Source organism: Alkaliphilus hydrothermalis, from assembly GCF_016908555.1.
GTDB lineage: Bacteria > Bacillota > Clostridia > Peptostreptococcales > Natronincolaceae > Alkaliphilus > Alkaliphilus hydrothermalis.
Map to the genome: position 1 here is coordinate 223,987 of NZ_JAFBEE010000002.1, position 21,364 is coordinate 245,350.

22 protein-coding genes are annotated in these 21,364 nt (G+C 36.3%); 21 read left to right on the forward strand and 1 reads right to left on the reverse strand.

Annotated elements, in window-relative coordinates; translation table 11 throughout:
- The first annotated feature begins 314 nt into the window (after window positions 1–314).
- From JOC73_RS02850 to JOC73_RS02915, 14 genes are all read left to right on the forward strand, one after another.
- Window positions 315–1,172: an SDR family oxidoreductase gene (locus JOC73_RS02850; RefSeq protein WP_204400336.1), complete on the forward strand. Its 858-nt coding sequence runs from the start codon at window positions 315–317 to the stop codon at window positions 1,170–1,172.
- Between the two features lie 85 nt (window positions 1,173–1,257).
- Window positions 1,258–1,677 carry a MarR family winged helix-turn-helix transcriptional regulator gene (locus JOC73_RS02855; protein WP_204400337.1) on the forward strand — a complete coding sequence of 140 codons (420 nt, stop codon included), beginning with the start codon at window positions 1,258–1,260 and terminating at the stop codon, window positions 1,675–1,677.
- Window positions 1,678–1,932: 255 nt separating this feature from the next.
- The gene (locus tag JOC73_RS02860; protein ID WP_204400338.1) at window positions 1,933–2,871 is read left to right on the forward strand and encodes a sulfide/dihydroorotate dehydrogenase-like FAD/NAD-binding protein; all 939 of its coding nucleotides are present in this window, start codon (window positions 1,933–1,935) and stop codon (window positions 2,869–2,871) included.
- 14 nt (window positions 2,872–2,885) lie between these two features.
- Entirely contained in the window at window positions 2,886–4,166 is a 1,281-nt protein-coding gene (locus JOC73_RS02865; RefSeq protein ID WP_204400339.1) for an FAD-dependent oxidoreductase, read from the forward strand.
- A gap of 312 nt (window positions 4,167–4,478) precedes the next feature.
- Window positions 4,479–6,392 (forward strand): ABC-F family ATP-binding cassette domain-containing protein, encoded by a 1,914-nt coding sequence (locus JOC73_RS02870; RefSeq protein WP_204400340.1) that lies wholly within the window; start codon window positions 4,479–4,481, stop codon window positions 6,390–6,392.
- A 73-nt stretch (window positions 6,393–6,465) separates the two neighbouring features.
- On the forward strand, window positions 6,466–7,392 hold the full coding sequence (locus JOC73_RS02875; protein WP_204400341.1) for a PhzF family phenazine biosynthesis protein: 927 nt from the start codon (window positions 6,466–6,468) through the stop codon (window positions 7,390–7,392).
- A 461-nt stretch (window positions 7,393–7,853) separates the two neighbouring features.
- Complete coding sequence (locus tag JOC73_RS02880; RefSeq protein WP_204400342.1) at window positions 7,854–9,125, forward strand: dicarboxylate/amino acid:cation symporter; 1,272 nt, start codon at window positions 7,854–7,856, stop codon at window positions 9,123–9,125.
- 228 nt (window positions 9,126–9,353) lie between these two features.
- On the forward strand, window positions 9,354–9,902 hold the full coding sequence (locus tag JOC73_RS02885) for a coiled-coil domain-containing protein (protein ID WP_204400343.1): 549 nt from the start codon (window positions 9,354–9,356) through the stop codon (window positions 9,900–9,902).
- A 232-nt stretch (window positions 9,903–10,134) separates the two neighbouring features.
- Window positions 10,135–10,659, forward strand: coding sequence for a 2'-5' RNA ligase family protein (locus tag JOC73_RS02890; protein ID WP_204400344.1), 525 nt, complete (start codon window positions 10,135–10,137; stop codon window positions 10,657–10,659).
- Between the two features lie 45 nt (window positions 10,660–10,704).
- Window positions 10,705–10,977 carry a sodium ion-translocating decarboxylase subunit beta gene (locus JOC73_RS02895; protein ID WP_204400345.1) on the forward strand — a complete coding sequence of 91 codons (273 nt, stop codon included), beginning with the start codon at window positions 10,705–10,707 and terminating at the stop codon, window positions 10,975–10,977.
- A gap of 241 nt (window positions 10,978–11,218) precedes the next feature.
- On the forward strand, window positions 11,219–11,884 hold the full coding sequence (locus JOC73_RS02900) for a hypothetical protein (protein ID WP_204400346.1): 666 nt from the start codon (window positions 11,219–11,221) through the stop codon (window positions 11,882–11,884).
- 67 nt (window positions 11,885–11,951) lie between these two features.
- The gene (locus JOC73_RS02905; RefSeq protein ID WP_204400347.1) at window positions 11,952–12,332 is read left to right on the forward strand and encodes a hypothetical protein; all 381 of its coding nucleotides are present in this window, start codon (window positions 11,952–11,954) and stop codon (window positions 12,330–12,332) included.
- A gap of 282 nt (window positions 12,333–12,614) precedes the next feature.
- On the forward strand, window positions 12,615–13,880 hold the full coding sequence (locus tag JOC73_RS02910) for a Y-family DNA polymerase (RefSeq protein ID WP_204400348.1): 1,266 nt from the start codon (window positions 12,615–12,617) through the stop codon (window positions 13,878–13,880).
- Between the two features lie 12 nt (window positions 13,881–13,892).
- Window positions 13,893–14,156 (forward strand): hypothetical protein, encoded by a 264-nt coding sequence (locus JOC73_RS02915; protein WP_243427837.1) that lies wholly within the window; start codon window positions 13,893–13,895, stop codon window positions 14,154–14,156.
- Window positions 14,157–14,349: 193 nt separating this feature from the next.
- Here the strand turns inward: JOC73_RS02915 and JOC73_RS02920 are convergent, their stop codons facing one another.
- The gene (locus JOC73_RS02920; protein ID WP_204400349.1) at window positions 14,350–14,844 is read right to left on the reverse strand and encodes a YajQ family cyclic di-GMP-binding protein; all 495 of its coding nucleotides are present in this window, start codon (window positions 14,842–14,844) and stop codon (window positions 14,350–14,352) included.
- A 191-nt stretch (window positions 14,845–15,035) separates the two neighbouring features.
- Between JOC73_RS02920 and JOC73_RS02925 the strand changes: the two genes are divergently transcribed.
- The 7 genes from JOC73_RS02925 (at window position 15,036) to JOC73_RS02955 (ending at window position 21,296) form a co-directional block, all read left to right on the forward strand.
- On the forward strand, window positions 15,036–16,094 hold the full coding sequence (locus tag JOC73_RS02925; RefSeq protein WP_204400350.1) for a 4Fe-4S dicluster domain-containing protein: 1,059 nt from the start codon (window positions 15,036–15,038) through the stop codon (window positions 16,092–16,094).
- Window positions 16,095–16,119: 25 nt separating this feature from the next.
- Window positions 16,120–16,305, forward strand: coding sequence for a hypothetical protein (locus tag JOC73_RS02930; RefSeq protein WP_204400351.1), 186 nt, complete (start codon window positions 16,120–16,122; stop codon window positions 16,303–16,305).
- The gene (locus JOC73_RS02935) at window positions 16,298–17,653 is read left to right on the forward strand and encodes an MATE family efflux transporter (protein ID WP_204400352.1); all 1,356 of its coding nucleotides are present in this window, start codon (window positions 16,298–16,300) and stop codon (window positions 17,651–17,653) included. Before JOC73_RS02930 ends, JOC73_RS02935 begins: the two co-directional genes overlap by 8 nt.
- Window positions 17,654–17,987: 334 nt before the next feature.
- The gene (locus JOC73_RS02940) at window positions 17,988–18,692 is read left to right on the forward strand and encodes a pseudouridine synthase (protein ID WP_204400353.1); all 705 of its coding nucleotides are present in this window, start codon (window positions 17,988–17,990) and stop codon (window positions 18,690–18,692) included.
- A 110-nt stretch (window positions 18,693–18,802) separates the two neighbouring features.
- Complete coding sequence (locus JOC73_RS02945) at window positions 18,803–19,267, forward strand: GNAT family N-acetyltransferase (protein ID WP_204400354.1); 465 nt, start codon at window positions 18,803–18,805, stop codon at window positions 19,265–19,267.
- A 12-nt stretch (window positions 19,268–19,279) separates the two neighbouring features.
- Window positions 19,280–19,852: a class I SAM-dependent methyltransferase gene (locus tag JOC73_RS02950; RefSeq protein WP_204400355.1), complete on the forward strand. Its 573-nt coding sequence runs from the start codon at window positions 19,280–19,282 to the stop codon at window positions 19,850–19,852.
- A 46-nt stretch (window positions 19,853–19,898) separates the two neighbouring features.
- Complete coding sequence (locus JOC73_RS02955; protein ID WP_204400356.1) at window positions 19,899–21,296, forward strand: oxaloacetate decarboxylase subunit alpha; 1,398 nt, start codon at window positions 19,899–19,901, stop codon at window positions 21,294–21,296.
- Window positions 21,297–21,364 lie beyond the last annotated feature (68 nt).

Genomic DNA, 21,364 nt, shown 5'->3' on the forward strand with positions numbered 1-21,364 from the left:
ATCGTAAGCTGTTAAATGATTTGGAGATTGAATGATAATTAAATGACCTACAAGTAGGCCAGTTGGGGGAGGGGTTCCTTAACTGGCCCGTTTTGTTGCTCGTATTACCGAGGCTATTTAAGATAAATCTTATTGAGGAGAAAGATGAGTTAGTAATTCTAGAAAAACTATTGACAAAAAGCTAATTAGTTAGTACACTAATAATTATTAAACTAACTAATTAATAGGTAGATTATTTTATCAAGAAGGTAATTAATTCTATTTTTATAACTGTTAAAAATGAATATTAAAGTATTGTGGAAGGAGAGATAATAATGAAGGTGTTGGTAACAGGAGCATCGGGGAATGTAGGAGGCTACGTAGTAAAAGAGCTACTGAATATGGGAGAGGAAGTGGTTGCGGCAGGTACAAATACTCAAAAGTTAAAGGAGCTATTTGGGGAGGATGTAAAACCAGTACATTTCGATTTTACAGATAAGAACACCTTTTCAAAAGCCCTTGAAAATGTAGACAGAGTATTTTTGATGAGACCTCCACATCTTGGAAAACCAGAGGATTTGTATCCCTTTATTGACGCAATGAAGGATCACCATATAAAACTAGTCTCGTTCTTATCTTTAATGGGGGTAGAAAACAACACAATACCACCCCATCACAAAATAGAGAAGTATATTGAGAAGGTGGGTATTCCCTATGCCCACATTAGACCTGGTTTTTTTATGCAGAATTTATCAGGCGTTCATTCTCTTGAAATTAGAGAAAAGAATGAAATTTTCATACCAGCAGGAAAAAGTAAGACTAGTTTTATTGATGCTGCAGATATAGGACTTGCAACAGCAGTCTTGCTTCATGAGACTCAAAAGTATAAAAATACTGCCCACACAATTACAGGTCCTGAGGCATTAGATTATTATCAAGTGGCGGAAATACTAAGTAAAATTACTGGAAGGAAAATAACCTATGCTAAACCAGGATTTTTAAAGTATAGAAGTTATTATATTAAGAAAAGAGGTCTTGATAAAGGGTATGTCAATGTGACAGTGGCGCTATATTTTATGACGAGGATGGGAACAGCTAAAGAGGTTACAAATGGATTTTACCAACTAACAGGTAGAAAACCCCGCACATTAGAAGATTTTGCAAAGGATAATATAGAAGCATTTATCAAATAAAGTGCTTAAAATGTTAAAACGATAAAGAAACTAACTCAAGGTGAAGTAGTGCTATTCAATTAGCTATTGTATAAGGGAGGAACCTATGGAAAATTTATCTTATCTACTGATTAAGGCATCACGGCATCTTAAAAATAGCTTAGATAAAAAATTAAGCAAATTTAATGTTACAGCAGCACAATTTTCCGTCCTGAATCAAATTGCAAATAAAAATGGGTTAATTACTTCAGCAGAAGTTGCCAGCAATTTGGACTCCGATAGACCAACCATATCAGTGATCATTAATAGACTTGAAGAAAAAAAGTTAATTGAAAAGGTAAGCAATCCTGAGGATAAACGTTCTGTATATTTAAGATTAAGTAAGGACGTGTTTGAATTGATGAAGGAGTTGAGAATGGCTTCTGATCAATTAAATTGCGATATTTTTAGTGATTTCGATAAGAATGAAATAGATAATATTAAAGGTTATTTGTTTAAAATAATAGATAAAGTAGAGAAAATATAGCTGAAACCATTGGGAATGCAGGACATACAGACCATCCCACGGTGACAGGTGTGATGTCGAGGCTGCTAAAAAACTCTTATAAGCTGAATAATATATATAATGGAGAACCCTTCACTGGGGCGGTTAAAATCGCTTTAGTAGAGGGTTTTTTGATGTTTAAAAGAAGGTTGCAACTACAAAAACGCTGTAACAATATTCGACCTAAGCAATATCCTAATATTAAGGTAGATTTTTACTAGCGAAAGGAGTGATCGTATGGCGATTCAAGGAGATTACTGTATAGATGCAGGAAGTGAATATTGTCCTTGTTATTTAGCGGAAATGAACTGTTGTATCATGTGTACTCGATTGATGGATAGAGATTGCTGTGATTGTAACTGGCGTGGTGTCTGCATATACCAGGATTACCATTTCTTAAATTACCAGAAGAAAGCAACAAGAGGTTATCAAAAGGTAGAAATTATTGAAAGGGAAGAGATCGATAAAAAGGTATTAGTCTTTACACTAAAAACTCCCCACACCTTGGCTCGACAATTAAAGCAGCCAGGCTCTTACATTTTCATAAGAAATCAAAGTCTAGCTCAATATTTTGATATACCGATCTCCATCATGGAAGTGGATGAAGAGGAAAATCATGTAAAGATAGCAGTAGAGATTCACGGAGTAAAGACAAAAACCATTAAAGATGTAAATGATACCCTCCTAATAAAAGGACCCTATTGGAATGGATTGTTTGGGCTGGAGCATTTGAAAAAGGCAAAGGACATGAAATGCTTATTCATCACAAGAGGGGTAGCACAGGCACCAGCTGTATTGGCTATTAATTATCTGATGAGAAATAACAATCAGGTAGATGTGGTAATTGACCCAGGCAAAGCATATATTAATTTAATCAGAGAATACACCAAGGCTAATATTATTGAAGAAGGTTGGAATCTCTATACTCCAGAAGCTAAGAGGATGCTTCATAATCTTTTAACTAATGGCGATTACAAGATGATTTTTGTTGGTGGTTCTGATTATCTACAACAAAATCTATTTACTGTTTTTGGAGACTACAAAAATTTACCACTGGTTCTAACCAACAACAAAGAGATTTGTTGTGGTGAAGGGGTATGTGGAGCTTGTATAGTCTATGATGCTGACGGAATACCAATTCGTTCCTGCAAAACACAAATCGTACACAAAAAGTAAGGAGGAGGGTTACTATGGCTAAGATTGTAATTATAGGAGGAGGCTGGGCAGGTTGTGCAGCTGCCATTACAGCTAAGAAAGCAGGTGGAGATGTACATCTTTACGAAAGAACAGATATGCTTTTAGGACTCGGAAATGTCGGCGGAATCATGAGGAACAATGGTAGATATACAGCCGCAGAAGAATGTGGTCTATTAGGAGCAGGAGAATTAATTCAGATCACCGACGGATGTTCTAGACATAAGGATTTAGAGTTTCCGGGACATAAGCATGCTAGTCTATATGACGTAACAATCATTGAACCAAGGGTTAGGAAGCTATTGAAAGATATGGGAATAAAGGTTTACTTACAACATCGTGTTACAGATATTGAGAAGGAAGGCGGAAAAATTACAACCATTAAAGTCCATCCTGATCAAGTAATTGAGGGGGATGTATTCATAGAGGCTACAGGGTCAACCGGACCAATGGGTAATTGCTTAAAGTATGGTAATGGTTGTGCAATGTGCGTGCTTAGATGCCCATCCTTTGGACCAAGGGTAAGTATTACCCAAAAAGCAGGAGTAGAGGATATCCTTGGGAAAAGAGCCAGTGGTTCCTATGGGGCCTTCAGTGGTTCTTGTAAGCTCAACAAAGAATCTCTATCAGAAGAAATTGTTAAAGAGTTAAATGAAAAAGGACTCTATATCATCCCAATCCCCAAAGAAGAAATTTCCCATGAGAAATTAGATATGAAGGTCTGCCAACAGTATGCACTAGATGCCTATGCCGAGAACTTAATTCTACTTGATACAGGCCATGCTAAGTTAATGGCCCCCTTCTATCCGTTAGATAAGTTAAGAAAATTTCCTGGCTTAGAAAATGCAAAATATGAAGATCCATATGCAGGTGGAATCGGGAACTCAATCCGATATTTATCAACAGCCCCTAGAAATAATGCAATGAAGGTTGATCAATTGGAAAACCTTTTATGTGCAGGTGAGAAGGCTGGATTTTTCGTAGGGCATACAGAGGCCATCGTTACAGGAAGTCTTGCGGGGCATAATAGTATTAGATTATATATGGGAATGCCATTACTTGAGCTACCAAGAAGTTTGGCTTCTGGGGATTTAATTGCTTGTGCTAAGAATGCAATGCAAGAGGAAGAAGGTTTGAAAAAGCGTTTCACTTTTGCTGGTTCAGACTATTTCAAGCGGATGGTGGAGTTAGGATTATATACTACCGACACAGAAGTATTGAAAAATAAGATAGAAAGACTAAAACTATTAAAAATTTATGATGATAAATTGATTTAATAGTATATAAAATAGAATAGAATTACAAAGATTTTAAAACAGATGATGAGGTGAATCATTATGGAAATAGAAACACTTTAAAAATAGCCTAATTTTATAGGCTATTTTTTTTGTAAAATTGTAACCTAATGTTGATCCTACAGTCGCCAGATTTCTCCTAGCGGGCCTACGCAGAATCTCTGTATCGTTAACACCTCCCTATCATATTCTACATAATGTATAAAGGGAAAAAGGGTTCTTCATGTCTATTAATATTTAGCTTTTTCCAGTATAATGATATAAAGGAATACACTAAAGATAGGCGGGAATGATATGAATTTAATAACTGTTGAGAATATTAAGAAGACATATGGTGACAAAATACTATTTGATGATATAACCTTTGGAATTCAAAGGCATGAGCGTATTGGTTTAATTGGTGTAAATGGTACAGGCAAGTCTACTTTTTTAAAGATTATCGCAGGTCTTGTAGAGCCAGATGAGGGAAGACGGATAGTCAACAACCAAGCAAGAATTGAGTTTCTATCACAGAATCCAGAATTTGACCATGATTCAACAGTAATCCAACAGGTATTCAAAAGCAATGACCCAGTGCTACAATTGGTCTATCAATTTCATCAAACCACAAATGATCTGATGGAAAATAATAGTGATGCTGATTTACAAAAACAATTGGCAGACCTATCCCACCAAATGGATCTAAAAGGGGGCTGGGAAATAGAAGCCAATGCCAAAGGCGTACTTACAAAGCTAGGCGTGACAAATTTCGATACCCCCATAGATAAGCTTTCGGGAGGGCAAAGGAAAAGGGTGGCAATGGCTAGGGCATTGATTCAATCGGTGGACCTTCTTATTCTGGATGAGCCAACTAACCACATTGATAATGAAACCATCGAGTGGCTGGAGGAATATCTACGGAAGTTTAAAGGAGCATTGCTACTGATTACCCACGACCGTTACTTCTTAAATCGTGTAGTAAATAGGATTATAGAGCTGGATAACAGTAAGCTGTTTACCTATGAAGGGAATTATGAGTATTTCCTAGAGAAGAAGGCTGAGCGGGAAGAAGCAGAAGCAACCCAGCAGCGAAAACATTCTATTCTGATGAAGGGGGAATTAGCTTGGCTACGGAAAGGAGCTAAAGCCAGAACCACAAAGCAAAAATTTAGGGTACAACGGGCGGAAGAATTAAAGGACGTGAAATTTAAGCAGGAAGAGGGGAAACTGGATATTGCCATTGGCTCCCAAAGATTAGGTAAAAAGGTAATGGAGGTAAACCATATTAGTAAGACCTATGGGGATTTAACTCTTGTAAAGGATTTTGAGTATTCCTTTACACCTGGAGATCGAATTGGGATTGTTGGACAAAATGGGGCTGGGAAATCTACTTTATTGAATATGTTAGCAGGAAAAGTAACCCCAGATGAAGGGACTATCGAAGTAGGACAAACGGTAAAACTCTCATATTATGATCAAGAAAATATGGAGATGGATAATAGTCTAAAGGTGATTGACTATATTAAAGAAGTTGCGGAGTACGTCAAGACGGCAGATGATAGCCGCATCAGTGCTTCTCAAATGTTGGAGAGATTTTTGTTTCCTCCAAGTGTTCAGTGGACACCTGTTGGCCTTTTATCAGGAGGAGAGAAGCGTCGACTCTATTTATTAAGAAAACTAATGGAGGAGCCAAATGTTCTATTGTTGGATGAGCCTACAAATGACCTTGATATCCATACGCTAACGATTTTAGAGGATTATCTCGATCACTTCCCTGGGGCTGTGATGATTGTCTCCCATGATAGATACTTCCTAGACAGAACTGTAGAGCATCTTTTTGTCTTTGAGGGGAATGGTAAAATAATAGATTACTATGGCAACTACTCCGATTATGTTGAATGGAGACAGGAGAATCTTCAAATAACTGAAAAGCAAGAAATTGCTACTGAAAAGCCAAAGGAAGAGCCCCAAAAGCCAGCTGCTAAAAAACTGACAAAGTTATCCTATAAAGATCAAAGGGAATTTGATGAGATTGATAATGTCATCGCTGATTTGGAGGAAAAGCTGGAGGAGGTACAGGGAATCATAGATAAGGGGGGCAGTGACTTCCAGTTTCTACAGGAAAAAATAGAGGAACAGGAAAAGCTACAGATAAAGTTAGATAAAACTATGGAGCGTTGGATGGAGTTGCAGGAAATGGTTGAGGAAATCGAAAGAAATAGAGGGTGAGAATAAATGGAGGGGAATAAATTACTCCCATTTAAATGTATTGGAAGGTATATTAAAATAGAATTTATGCATAATGACTATATTTTATGATGGGACTGAGGATATGGATGTTAAAATGTTTTATGTAGTAAATGCGTTTTCAAATAAGCCCTTTCAAGGGAATCCTGCAGGTGTGGTGCTTGACGCCAATAAGTTAGAAGAAAACAAGATGCAAGATATGGCTAGACAGCTCAACCTTGTGGAGACGGTTTTTGTATATAATCCTACTGTTACTGATAAATATGATTTTGAGTTGAGATATTTTACTCCCCTCAAGGAAGTACCCATTGCAGGACATCCTACTATCGCTACCTTTATCGCTTTAGAGGTAGCTGGAAGGATTAATATAAATCAAAAACAAAAATATGTAATTAAGACAAAGGCAGGCCTGAGGGAAATAAGGATGCATAAAGATAATGGCGAAACGGTTGTCACTATGCAATCGCCAAAACCAATTTTTTATCCTGAGATTAAAGATCGGTATGAAGTAGCAGAGGTATTGGGCTTAAGGTTAGAGGATTTAATACCTGATTTGCCAGTGCAGCCAGTAGATACAGGTTTAGGCCACTTGATTGTCCCCGTAAGATCTATGGATGCATTGATGAAGGTGGAGCGGAACATTAATCCATTAAGGCATTTATGCAGTCGCTTTAACATGAGGGAAGCCCAGGTTTTTACCTTTGAAACCTACGAGAAGAAGAAGGATATCCATACTAGAAATATATGTCCAAGGGAAGGGATTGAAGATCCTGCTTGTGGGCTGGGTAATGCAGCCTTAGGGGCTTATTTATTAAAAAACAAATACCCTAAGAAAAAGGAAATTTTATTGAAATCGGAGCAGGGAAAAATCATAAATATGCCCTGTGTCATAAGCATCCATGCCAGTAAAGTTGAGGATGACATGCAAATTTTAGTAGGTGGCAAAGGTAGGGTTATGATTAAAGGTGAATTCTATATATAGAGATTAATACTAGATATCTTTTAAGCCTATTGAAAGTCCAGCTTCTTTGTCACTTCAAAAAGCCAGAGGCCTAACGTATTTTGTATACGCTACGGCTACTGGCTTTTCTTGTTGCATTTTATTTAGCTATAAATTAAATACATACAAAATATAGGTAATTTTTCTTTTTCTTTGTTTTGTATTTTTATTATTTTTCTTGTGAAATTATACTAATGGGATAAATGATGATTTTTTATAAGATATGGTTCTCTTAGTTTAAAATGATAAATATAAGTAATCAAGATTTTATTTTGTATGCCAACTCTATCAACGATTCCCTGGGCTTAATAACGTAAAAATTAAGCTATCAAAATTTAATAAATTGTTTGATAATTTTTAAATTTCTGATATAATTAAATAACAAATGTCTTAAGAAGTGAGACATTATGCAAAATAAAATGAAAAACTAAAGGGGGAGTAGTATGAAAAAGAAGTTAGGCTTGACAAGTAAAATTTTTATCGGACTAATTTTGGGGTTGCTGACGGGTATTGTATTAAATAATGTGGGACCATCTTATGTACGGGATACCATTTTAGTAGGTGGAATTTTCGAACTATTAGGACAATTGTTCCTTAGAGGAATCAATATGTTAGTGGTTCCTTTAGTGTTTATTTCATTAGTCAACGGAGCGGCCTCCATGTCGGACATTAGAAAACTAGGAAGAGTGGGGACAAAAACCCTTTTATTTTATTTGGTGACTACAGCTGTAGCAATAACTTTTGCTATTGGAGTAGCTTATGTAATTAACCCTGGTGTTGGATTGGATATGTCTAAACTAGTGAAAAGTGAACCAACTATACAGGCTGCAAAGCCATTGGTACAGGTAATTTATGAAATGATACCTAAAAATCCATTTGCTGCTATGGTGGAGGGTTCTATGCTTCAAATCATTGTGTTTGCTCTTTTACTAGGAGCTAGCTTAACAGCCTTAGGGGAAAAGGCTCAAAAGGTTACTGAAATTTTTAATCAACTGAATGAAGTTATTATGAAGATCGTAGACTTTGTTATGTTATTAGCACCTTATGGGGTATTTGCTCTAATTGCTAGAACCTTTGCATCTTTAGGATTTGATGCAATGGAACCATTAGCAAAATATATGTTGGCAGTATTACTTGCTTTGTTCCTACACACAACAGTAACTTATTCTGGTTTGTTAGTGATATTTGCAAGGTTAAATCCTATTAGGTTCTTTAAGAAGTTTGCACCAGCTATGGGGGTAGCCTTCTCCACATCAAGTTCTAATGCAACAATACCAGTTACATTAGAAACTGTAGAAGAAAAGATCGGTGCTTCTAAGAATATTGCCTCTTTTACAATTCCGTTGGGGGCCACCATCAATATGGATGGTACTTCAATTATGCAAGGGGTTGCTACAGTATTTATTTCTCAACTTTATGGTCTACCACTATCAATGAGTGCAATATTAACTGTTATTTTAACTGCTACACTGGCTTCCATCGGTACTGCAGGAGTGCCAGGGGTTGGGTTAATCATGTTATCAATGGTTCTTACAGCTGTAGGGCTTCCAGTGGAAGGTATTGCTTTAATCATTGGTATTGATAGAATTCTTGATATGACAAGAACTGCTGTTAATATCACTGGTGATGCCATCTGTACGACAATCGTATCAAAATTAGAAGGGGAGTTTGATGAAAACATCTTTAACTCCGATGAAGAAGAAGCCACTGCTTAGTAGTAAATGGTAAATGAAAATTTAATGGGATAATCGAACAGAGGTGCTTGGGTGCCTCTGTTTTTATCGGTTTTAGAGTTTTTAATCGTAAAAATCCTAAGGTATTTTCTACGTAAGATTAGTTGGGTTGTTGTACTAAGCCCTCAGAAATGATAAAATTGTATTAGCGGACAAATGAGGTGTAAAGATTTAGATAGCGTATGTTCTGGGGATTGGAGGATATGGAGAATGGAAAAGGTCTTGGAGCAAATACTTGTAGAATTAAAAGGGCTTAAGGATGGCCAAGCTAGAATGGAAACAGAAATAAGTGGTATTAAGACAAATATAGCCTATATGAAGGAAGACATTAATGGACTAAAGGTAGAAGTAGCAGGCATGAAGGAAGACATTAATGGACTAAAGGCAGAAGTAGCAGGCATGAAGGAAGACATTAATGGACTAAAGGCAGAAGTAGCCGGTATGAAGGAAGACATTAATGGGCTAAAGGTAGAAGTAGCCTATATGAAGGAAGACATTGATGAACTAAAGGTAGAAGTAGCAGGTATGAAGGAAGACATTAATAATATTAAATTAGAAATTACAGAAATTAAAGCAGAAATTACAGAAATTAAAGCAGACACTAAAGCAACTAGGCAGCAAACAGCAGAGCTAATTGAATTCAGAACAGAGACAACTCAAAATATTTCTGAAATTAAAGACACCCTCAAGTTCTTACTACACAAAGAAATTGAAACTGAAAAAGAAATTTTTGCCCTGAAGCAAATTAAAAGCAAATAGTGGCAATACACAGCAACTTTAGAATTGGTATTATTTCAATCTATTCTTCGCCTAACAAAAGGAGCAGAGAATCATCCTATTAATAAGGATGTCATAACAGTCAACTAGAAATGGCTGTTATTTTATTATATTAATGAGGAAAATTATGGTGTTTTTAGTTAGAGATTTGTAGGGCTTTTTATAAGAAACCTGTATTTTAATAATAAAGTTGTTTTGACGGAGGCGTATATTGATGAAAGAAAGATGTATTATGATTTTTCCACAGTTTGAAAATATGAATATTATTGATGATATAAGAGAAAAGTATGATCCATTAGCAAACAATGTTAGACCCCATATCACACTAGTATTTCCATTTCGTAGCGATATTGAATCCTGTGACCTTAGAGACCATTTAGAGAAGGTGTTGTCATCCGTACATACATTTAACTTAAGACTAAAGGACTTTACGGAAGTGAGATCCTTTGGAAATTATATTTTCCTTAACATTGAAGAGGGGAAGGAAGAGATAGTCAATCTCCATAAAATGTTATATACAGGCATTTTGGAATCCCATATGCCTATGTGGTTAAAGCCAAATAGTTATCTTCCCCATATGACAGTTGGGAAAATAGAAGGGGAAGATGAATACCAGATTGCTGCGGAAGAAACAAAAGCAATCAAGGATGTATTCTCCACCATTGTTAGAAAAGTAAGTGTGGAGATTATTGATGAGAATCAAGATTCTATTATTGAAATGGAAATTGATTTAAAGTAGGCTGCACTATAGATAGGAACCCATTAGAAAGAGAGGCGTCATTGTATGAAAAAAAATATTTTTCCATGGGGTTTAAAAAAGCACATAGGATTATCTTTAATTCTAACCTTTACTTTTGACATTTTAAGTCGACTGGTTAATTTTACTACCGCTTCTAGTGTAGGGATTATTGGTGGCGCAGATGGACCGACAGTGATTTTTATAGGCTCAAAAGACTTAGGTTTGCATCTATACAGGCTTGTCTCTATTTTAGCATTAGTGATCTTGCTATTGCTATATAAGCCGACTAAGTCATTAATCAATAAATATTTCAAATAAAAGTAAATATGGTTACAATATTTATATACCAGAGAGATCGAGCTTCAATAAAACTGATACAGGAAAAAGCTTTATTACAATGGACTTATGTAATATAACAGATTGATTCTTAGCCTCCCTCATTTTACTATATTAAGCTTTGAAAATATCGGTTAAACTAAATCAGGCATATAATAAATCGAGAGACATCGAGTCTTTACTTAAAGATTTTAAGTCATCTTATTTAGAGGGAGGTATGTTGATGGATTATAGCCATGATTTTTATGTTAATAAAGCTTTAACCCTCGAAAAGCAATTTTCTCAAAATAAATACTTTGGTACCCGTGAAGCAGGATTGTTTCAATATATAGAAGGAAATATTCCGGTAATATTATCAGCACCCCATACGGTGAGACAGATTCGCAATGGTACACATAAAAAAGCAGATATCTTCACGGGAAGTTTGGGGATAATCCTACAGGAACTGACCAACTGCCATTTAATTTATAGAACCTACACTGGAAAAGGGGATGCCAATAGAGATATAGAGTGCCCCTACAAGGCTCAACTGATGAAAAAAATAACTGACAATAATATATTATATTTAATAGACCTACATGGTATGGGGGAAAACCGAGAATTTGATATAGATATAGGGACTTTGAGGGGAAAGTCAATTGAGACAAGTCTAGAAAAAATTATTTTAAATAGCTTTTTTAGCTTTAATATTAAGGATGTGAGATTTGATTATTTATTTGACGCGGATAAAGAAGGTACAGTTACCAACACTATATGGAATAACTTATCTATCAATTCCTTTCAAATCGAGATCAATGCCATTTATCGAAACCTTAAAGTTAAAAAGAATCATCCGAATTTTCTCAGACTTATTCGTAGCATAGAACAGTTGATTTTAAGTCTAGGTTAAATTGATAGAAATAGGAGAAACTAATTAAGTAACTACAAGTAAACCAAAGAAGGTAGGGAGGGAGTCTATGAAGGTTGAAGGATATTTTAGAACCCTAAAAGAAGCTAACGATTCGATTAAAGCCTTGAAGGAATTAGGGCTGAACGATGCCTATTTAGATTTAAAGGATGACTACCTAGATCATCAAAATGCAATTACAAATGCTGTAGGAACTGAGAAGGGAACTAGTTTAGCAGAGTTAGTAATGGATTCTGGGAATGGTACCTATGATCCTAGCAAGCAATCTATTGCTGCAGCTAATCCTATGGTCAGTGGTATGGCCGGCTTTGAAGAAATTACCGATTACAATTTTAAGATTGTTGCAGAGGTTGAGGTAGCAAACAAACATGCAGCAGCCAATATTATCAGAAAAATGGGGGGAGAAACAGAGGACCCCACTGTCCATTAGTCTACAGGAGATGTATAATCTAAAGTAAGTTTTAGAGAAATTTTTATGGATGGATGGTAAAGGGGGACGATACAGGGGTTATACCAGAAGTAGTTCCTGTAAAGACTAAAAATGATTTGAATTATGGATTTATTATATACAAATACCTTTTATTAGAAATAGTAGAGGGTATTTTTTATGTTAATTTACAGAACGTATGTTCTAATTTTAGAAGATTAGTGATATAATAATACAGAACATACGTTCTGGTAATATTCTAAAAAAGTTTGAGGTGGAGAAGATATGACTTTAAATAAAAATAACAGAATCATTATGCACATTGATGTCAACTCTGCTTATTTATCTTGGCAGGCGGTTTATGAGCTGCAACAGGGAAGTAATCGGGATTTAAGAAACATCCCTGCTGTCATTGGGGGATCAATAGCCGATAGAAGGGGAATCGTTTTAGCCAAAAGTATCCCTGCTAAACCCTATGGGATTAAAACGGGAGAGGTCTTATGGGAAGCTAGGCAAAAATGCCCTCAACTGGTGGTGATTCCTCCAAATTACCAACTATACATGAAGTGTAGTAAAGCCCTTGGGGAATTATTAAAGGAGCATTTCCCCAGTATTCAAAGATTTTCAATAGATGAATTTTTCCTAGACTATACAGGAATGGAGGCACATTATGGAGAGGCTGTGGAGACAGCCAATAAAATCAAGAATCGAGTTAAAGAAGAGTTGGGCTTCACCGTAAATATTGGTATCGGCAATAATAAATTGACGGCGAAAATGGCTGGAGAACTGAAAAAGCCTGATTTAGTCCATACCCTTTGGCAGCATGAAATCAAGGATAAAATGTGGCCTTTGTCAGTGGGGGAGCTTTTTATGGTGGGACGAAAAACCAAGAAAAAATTGAAGGAACTCAACATTCATACAATAGGGGACTTAGCGACGACAGATATTAAGCTATTGCAGGGAAAATTAAAATCCTTTGGTCGCTTGATATGGGCCTATGCCAATGGGATAGAAGATACACCAGTATATGGTGAAAATCATGTTCCTATGAAGGGGATGGGAAATAGTAGTACGATTAAATTTGATGTGGAGGATCGAACCACGGCATATAAAATTCTCCTTTCTTTGACGGAATCAGTGGCTTTAAGGTTGAGGGATGCCAATTGCTGCTGTAGCTTAGTTTCTGTATCTGTTAGAAATACTGATCTTCTATCCTATTCCCATCAGAGGCAACTTTTTTCTGCCACAAATATTACCAACGAAATCTACAAAACAGTGAAGGAGTTATTTGATGAATGTTGGAAAGGGGAGAAGATTCGCCATCTAGGCGTAAGGATTGGAGAACTATCCAGTGATCAAGTAACCCAACTCTCCTTATTTGATGGAAAGAATCAAGAGAAGAATAGAGCTCTAGATCAGGTGATTGATGGGCTACGGGATAAATATGGAAAACCCTCTGTCATCAGGGGAATCTTTGCTGATGGTGAAATTGTACCACTTTTGGGGGGAGTAGGAGAAGAAGAGTATCCCATGATGAGCAGTATACTTTAAGGAGGAAAGACATTGAAATTATTAAGAAAACCAATCGAGATGGTGGCGTGGTTTGACTATGAGGGGAACACCACACCAGTAAAATTTAGAATAACCAATGAAGTACAGGAGAACACAGTAATCAAAATCAATCGAATCATCAAACGGGAAATGGATAAATTTGCTGGGAATCGCATGATGAAATATACCTGTGAGAGCTGTGTTAATGGGGAAATAAGGTTATTAGAATTAAGGTATGAGTTGGATACCTGTAGATGGTTTTTGTATAAAATGTAGTATTTGTTTACATAAAAACATTATGTAAATACATGCTTTTAAAATAACAGTAATTTGATAGGATTACCCTGCTAAGTGTCTCAAAAAGATTTTGTAGTGACTAAAAACCAGCTTCTATAACGTATGGGAATACGTAAGGAAACTGGTTTTTCATTTAATTAAATAGTACTTATATTTTGTGTATTTATATGATCTATCGATAATTAGTAAAAGAAAGATTCATTGGTAAATCGGCAGTCTTTAACATTTGAATTACCGCTTGAAGGTCATCTCTATTCTTTCCAGAAACCCTTACAGAGTCCCCTTGAATAGAAGCCTGCACCTTAATCTTAGATTCTTTGATTTTAGTGGTGATGATTTTGGCTTCATCCTTGTCGATTCCCTGCTTTACCTTAATGACTTGTTTAACTTTGCCCCCTAAAGAGCTTTCAACCTTACCATAATCTAAAGCTTTTAAAGAAATACTTCGCTTAGTCAGCTTAGTTTGAAGAATATCCACCACATTTCTAAGTTTGAAATCATCCTCCGCAGAAATGGTGATATCATCGTTGTTTCTTGTAATTTCAGTATCTGTACCCTTTAGGTCAAATCTTTGGGAAATTTCCTTAGCTGTTTGGTTAACAGCATTTTCTACCTCCATTAAATCAACCTGAGATACGATATCAAATGAACTATCCTTTGATGCCATTAAAAATCCCTCCATTCAAAACATTCAGTATTTCATTCTCTTACCATTATATCCATTTTTTCACCAGCATGTCCATATTTTAAGAAGAAAATATAAAAAATTAAGAAAGGGAAAGTTGCTATATGGAATAGAATCCTATAAAATTAAGATAATTTATTAGGTAATAAAAGTCATAATTAAGAGGTGTAACTATGAAAAGAGTTGATGAAAGAGATATCATTTTTGCTAGGGCTTCCTATAAAAAAGGAAGCAGCCAGTATGAGGATTATTATAAAAGAAACCCAGAGAAGCAGGAAATTGATGATACTCTAAGGGAAGCTCCCCACCCCTATGGTGAAGGAACAGCCACTTATAATCCGATTAATTCTGCTATAGCAGACGCAACCTTTCATTTTTTAGGGGATATGAAGAAATATTCAGAGGGAAAAATAAACCCAAACAAGGTAGAGACAACACTCGAGGAGATCACTAAAAAAATTAAGGGCTTAGCAAATTTCTACGGAGCATCTTTAGTGGGTATCACCAAGATGAAGGAGGAATTTTACTATAGTCATAGGGGAAGACACCCGGAGAACTATGGGGAGCCCGTGACCCAGCACCATAAGTATGGTATCGTATTTGCAGTAGAAATGGATCGGGACATGATCAACAGAGCCCCTTTGATAGGTGAAGGGATAGAGGTGACGAAGGGATATGTCAATGCAGCTGTTGTGGGTATGATTCTCAGCTACTTTATTCGGGAAATAGGATATGATGCAAGAAATCATATGGACGGAAACTATTTAGTAATTGCCCCACTAGTGGCGGAAGCTGCTGCTTTAGGAGAAATAGGACGACACGGGTTGTTGATTACAAGGGAACACGGGCCGAGGGTTCGGCTAGGTGTAGTCACCACTGATTTGGAGTTGATTTGTGATGAAGTAGAAAACCTTGGTATAAGGGAGTTTTGTCGTATGTGTAATAACTGTGCCATGACCTGCCCTGGAAAGGCAATTCCCCATGGTCCACAAAAAGAAATTGAAGGAGAAAATAGATGGAAAATCCAGGCTGAAGACTGTTTTAGTGTATGGAAGCGGGTAGGAACCGACTGTGGTGTTTGTTTATCCTCCTGTCCCTTCTCCCATGGAATGGATGAGGAACTGATAAAGAACCTAGCTGGAAATCCAGAGAACATCAAAAAAGCGCTGATAGCCCATAAAGAAAAATACGGGATACGCCCCTTCAACCATACTCCCCATCCGTGGTTGTAATCCTCCAACATCTTTTGAAGTATTTTTGACGAAAAAGGGACGAGAACTACGACCTGTGCTGATCAATATTTTAAATCAATGGATGGATATAGTATTAACAGACTTTACATTAGAGGGAAAAAATTATCTTGTAGACCTATTAAAGAAAATGCTCTTAAACATTTGTAGGGAATATGAGATGACAGTAGAGGGGAGAAAAGGGAATGAATGAACACAGCAAGATGTTAGCAACAGAAAGAATTGGAAAATTACTAATTAAACTATCTGCTCCAGCAATGTTGGGGATGATGGTACAAGCCATATATAATCTAGTAGACACCATTTTTGTAGGGCGTGGAGTAGGGAAAATGGCAATAGCAGGTCTAACCATTGCCTTTCCAATACAGATGCTGGTGATGGCCGTCGCTCAAACAATTGGCATCGGGGGTGCCTCCATCATATCAAGGAGCTTGGGAAAAGGAGACTTAGAGCGGGCAGAAAAAACTATGGGAAATATGATGTCTTTAACCGTAGTGATTAGTTTGTTAATTGCAGTATTTGGTAGCATATTTATCGTTCCTATATTAAAATTCTTTGGTGCTACGGAAACGATATTGCCCTATTCAGTAGACTATATGCGAATCATTATTTGGGGAACCCTATTCTTTACCTTCGCCATGACCAGTAACAATATTATTAGGGCAGAGGGAAATGCAAAAGTAGCAATGATCACAATGCTTATTTCAGCAGGACTAAACATTATATTAGACCCAATATTTATTTTCGTATTTGATATGGGAATAGGTGGGGCAGCTCTAGCGACTGTATTGGCACAGGCAACGACGGTAGTTTATCTAGTGTACTATTTCATCAAAGGAAAAAGCACTGTAAAGCTTAAAGTACAGAATTTAAGATTTAATAAATCAATTATTCTTGAGACCTTTGCCATTGGCTCTAGTTCCTTTGCTAGACAGGCTTCTGGTAGCATTACTGCTGTCATACTAAACAATTCATTGGCTTATTATGGTGGAGATGCAGCCATTGCCATCTATGGGGTAATTAATCGACTAATGATGTTTACCTTCCTACCATTAATTGGTGTGGTTCAAGGATTCCTACCCATCGTTGGTTTCAACTATGGAGCCAATTTGATGGACCGAGTGAAGCAATCCATCAATCTTTCTGTGATTGTCACCACCATTATGTCGGTGGGGGGCTTCTTGATGTTGATGCTTTTTCCAAGATTCTTCTTTAGTATCTTTAATGAAGACCCCAAATTCATCGAAGATGGAATTGTCGCCATGAGATATATTATCTTAGCTTTACCTGTAATTGGTTTCCAAGTGATTGGAGCCAGTTTATTTCAAGCCTTTGGGAAAGCAAAACCTTCATTATTCCTTAACTTATCTAGACAGATATTGTTCTTAATTCCTTTAGTGCTGATTTTACCCTTATATTTTCAGCTGAATGGATTATGGTTAGCCTTTCCTCTAGCTGACTTATTGGCCTTCATTGTGACTCTAATTATGGTGATTAGGCAAATGAGACATCTAAACGAAGCCGCCGCCCTAGAGCAATAGGGGAGTAGAAGTATTTTTAAATGCATAAGGTGTTTAAGAAGCTGGGTATAATTAAATAGGTGGGAATAATATAGATGATCATCTTAAATAGTCTATTGGTGTAAAAAAACGATGATTCTACAAAATACGCAAAAATTCACTAAGGTTTACTTAGAAAGAAAGTGCAAAAGACGTCAAAAGACGGAAAATGTTGAAATTTTAATATTTCCACGGCAATAATATGAGTGGGGAATAAGAGAGAAAAATTTAAATGATTAAAAATTTATGACGATAAGTTAATTTAATAGTATAATAGAATTACAAAGGTTTCCAAAACAGATGATGAGGTGAATAAATGCGGTTACAAAAATACTTGGCCATGTGCGGTGTGGCCTCCAGGAGAAAAGCAGAAGAGTACATTCAGGTGGGTAAAGTAAAAGTAAATAATGAAGTGATTACAGAAATGGGATATCAGGTGGACCCTGTAACTGATGAAGTTATTTTTGATGGAAAGGTCATCGAAAAAAAAGAAGAGCCAGTTTATGTTCTATTAAATAAACCCAAGGGATACGTTACGACGCTATCGGATGAGTTCGATAGAAAAATAGTTACTGATTTAGTGGACGTACCCCAAAGAATTTTCCCTGTTGGTCGGCTTGATCTAAATACTACGGGGCTTTTGATACTAACCAATGATGGAGATTTAACCTATAGACTTACTCATCCAAGGTTTAAAGTGGAAAAAATTTACGTGAGTAGAATAAAGGGAAGACCATACCCAGAGAAAATAAAGGCCTTTGAAACAGGGCTTGAAATTGAGGACTATGTTACCTCCCCAGCTAAATTTAGAATCATTAGACATGATGGAAGAAATACAATCGTAGAGATTATCATACGAGAAGGAAGAAATAGACAGATTAGAAAAATGTGCGATGCAATTGGGCATCCTGTCATCGATTTGAAGCGTGTGGCAATGGGAAGATTAGATTTAGGAGAATTAGGGCTAGGTCAATGGCGTTTTTTAAATCAAAGAGAAATAAAATATTTAAAGAATTTGTAATAAGTTATAAAACCCCTGAAATAGCCTATTTATTTAGGTTATTTTTTTTGTAAAAAATCTTAATTTAGTGTTATAATAATCATGTAAAAACCTGAAGGGTTGTGATTTTGATGATTGAGATTAAAATGGCCTCACAAGAGGAACAAAATCTTATTAAAAAGAACTTTGAAAATCAGTCCTCTCAGCAGGAAAACGATTTCTGTATGGTGGTTAAGGATGGAGCAAATATATTAGGTTACTCCAACGGAATCATTCCCCATGAAAGTTTAGCCGTCATTACAGATTTATATATCCTTCCTTCGGAGCGGGGGTTAGGATTTGGAGATGGTTTGTTGAGGGCCACCTTTAACTCCCTTGAATTAAATGGTTCAAAATGGGTATTAATAGAAGGTAAAGATGGACTTAGGGATTTCTTAGTCCATGAAGATCTTTGTTCTTTAGAACAGGCTCCTAAATCAGAGGAATTTGAACATGTTTTGGGAGTATGGCAAAAAAACCTTGATAGAAGAAAGTATTTTTATTGTGAGCCTAAAGAATTTTTCAGTAGAAAATGTAAGGGCAGCAAAAAAGTATAAGGAGATCATAGGATGAAATCATCTATTATGAGGGGGACATATTTTTTACATACACTACTAGCCACCAGATTTAATAAAGGTGATGTTGTAATTGATGGGACAATGGGAAATGGTTTTGATACCCTATTCTTAGCACGGCAAGTAGGAATAGAAGGAAAGGTGTATGCCTTTGATATACAGGCTACTTCCCTAGAGAAAACAGCAGAACGACTTCTTAGTAATAAAATCGACCCACAAGTTGGGATTCAATTAATCTATGATGGTCATGAAAATATAGACCTCTATGTTAAGGAAGAAGTAGATGGGGCAATGTTTAATCTAGGGTATTTGCCAGGAGGAGATCACTCTCTTATAACAAGATCTGAGACAACAGTTAAAGCTTTAAAGTCAGTCCTAAAGCTTCTAAAGAAAAGGGGTCTTATTTCCCTAATGATTTATTATGGTCATGAGGGGGGAACTTTGGAGAAAAATTCAATCCTTGAAATGGTAGAGAGTCTTCCCTCCAATGAATTTTCGGTAATGAAAACAGAATACATAAACAGAGATAATAATCCGCCAATCATTGTAATTATTGAAAGAAAGTAGTAGAATGACAACATAATAAGAATTTAAACACTTAGGAGGTTACGTGATGTCGAAAATTAAGATTACAGAAACCGTATTGAGGGATGCACACCAATCTTTGATGGCAACTAGAATGACTACAGAGGAAATGCTACCAATCGTTGAAAAAATGGATAAGGTAGGTTATCACTCTATGGAAGTTTGGGGTGGAGCAACTTTTGATGCATGCCTTAGATTCTTAAATGAAGATCCATGGGAAAGACTTAGAAAACTACGTCAACAGGCTAAAAATACAAAACTTCAGATGCTTTTAAGGGGACAAAACCTTTTAGGTTATAAGCATTATGCTGATGATGTAGTAACAGAATTCGTTACAAAATCTATTGCTAATGGTATCGATATTATCCGTATATTTGATGCCTTAAATGATGTAAGAAACTTAGAAACAACCATCAAAGCGGTAAATAAAGAGGGAGGTCACGCTCAATGTGCCATCTCCTATACCATAAGTCCTGTGCATAACATTGAGTACTATGTCATTAAAGCAAAACAAATGGAAGATATGGGAGCCGACTCAATTTGTATTAAAGATATGTCTGGAATATTGACTCCCTATGTAGCTTATGACCTAGTAACTGAATTAAAAAAAGCAATTAAAGTGCCTATTCAACTACATTCCCACTATACTAGTGGTATGGCTTCTATGACTTATATGAAGGCAATTGAAGCAGGGGTAGACGTTGTAGATACTGCCATTTCACCTTTTGCATTAGGAACATCTCAGCCTCCTACAGAGCCAATGGTTGCTACTCTACAAGGTACAAAATATGATACTGGAATTAATTTAGAGGTTCTAAACGAAGTGACGGAATACTTTAGACCTATCAGGGACAAATATCTAGAAAATCGAATGATTGATCCTAAAGTTCTTGGTGTAGATATCAATACATTAGTATACCAAGTGCCAGGTGGTATGTTATCCAACTTAATCTCCCAATTGAAGCAACAAAATAAAATGGATAAATTAGATCAAGTAATGGCAGAGGTACCAAAAGTAAGAGAAGACCTTGGATTCCCTCCACTGGTAACACCAATGAGCCAAATGGTGGGTACTCAAGCAGTATTTAACGTAATTATTGGTGAGAGATACAAAATGGTTCCAAAGGAAATTAAAGACTACGTTAAAGGTCTTTATGGTCAGCCAACAGCTCCTATTTCAGATGAAATTAGAGAGAAAATTATTGGTAAAGAAGAAGTAGTTACAACTAGACCAGCTGATTTAATTCCACCACAATTAGATAAATTAAAGGATGAAATGAAGGAATACTTAACACAAGAGGAAGATGTGCTATCCTATGCTCTATTCCCACAGGTGGCGATGAACTTCTTTAAGGATCGTTGGGAAAAGCAGTACAAAATCGAAGGTACACTGTACAATGAAGTAGACAAAACACATCCAGTATAAAATAATAAGACTAGACCCTAATTAAAAAGGATATTACTAAACCCAGCTACCTTACGTATATTATTACG